We start from the raw sequence: 820 nt of genomic DNA, 5'->3' as shown, positions 1-820 counted from the left end.
CAAAGCCTCAACGAGACTGCCTTCCAGACCGACGAGCATACCTCTTTCGGATGGCAACTCGGCAGACTCGTACAAATGGGCGTCAAGGTAAACTTCGAGTCTTATTACAATAAGATTCGTTTATCCCGACTTCGTTCCGAGGAGAAGCTAGCCAACACTTTTCAGGGCTATATGCTCAATACAAGCGTTGAGCCTTACTTCCAGATGGCTTGGAACCGGCTTACCTGGGAGGTGAGAGTTCCGTTGTCTCTGCTCAACATGCATTTCGAGAATGTGGGAGAGGACAAGGATTTTCGTCATGATGACACCTATGCCAATGTCAACACCACCCTCGCATGGAAAGTGACTAAGGGACTGAAGTTTAGGTTGAGAGGAGGTTCCCGATGCAATTTCGGTGACATATCCAACTTTGTTACCTCACCGATATTCTACACTTACAAGGATGCGACGACCAAGGGCACTGGTAGCTTGACCAATCGAAACTCTCTCTTTGCAAGCGGCCATCTCGACTTCCACAATACAATGGATGGCGTCTTTGCTTCGCTTATGGGCTTGATAACTCGCTCGCAAACCAACTCGATGAGCCAAACGAGCGTATCGGATGGGGATGTCTACAACAAGGTGTCCAAGAAGAAAAATACCATGCTCGACAAGTCGCTCACTCTCAATGCCAGCAAGAATTTCCGTAGCACGGATACGTCTATCTCGCTGATGGCAAGTTTGGGAAATTACCATACTAATATTCTGTCGAAAGACAATGTGCTTAAACTCGTAAATGATCGTTATCTGGTAAATACCCGATTGGAACAGGCGTTTTGGA

1 protein-coding gene is annotated in these 820 nt (G+C 47.1%); it reads left to right on the top strand.

What is annotated here, in order from left to right; translation table 11 throughout:
* On the top strand, nucleotides 1-820 hold an 820-nt coding region (locus ACTQ16_RS16650), incomplete at both ends, for a hypothetical protein (RefSeq protein WP_441938551.1).

The sequence above is a fragment of the Prevotella sp. LCP21S3_D2 genome, assembly GCF_052118345.1.
GTDB lineage: Bacteria > Bacteroidota > Bacteroidia > Bacteroidales > Bacteroidaceae > Prevotella.
This window is presented reverse-complemented; position numbering and strand designations above follow the sequence as displayed.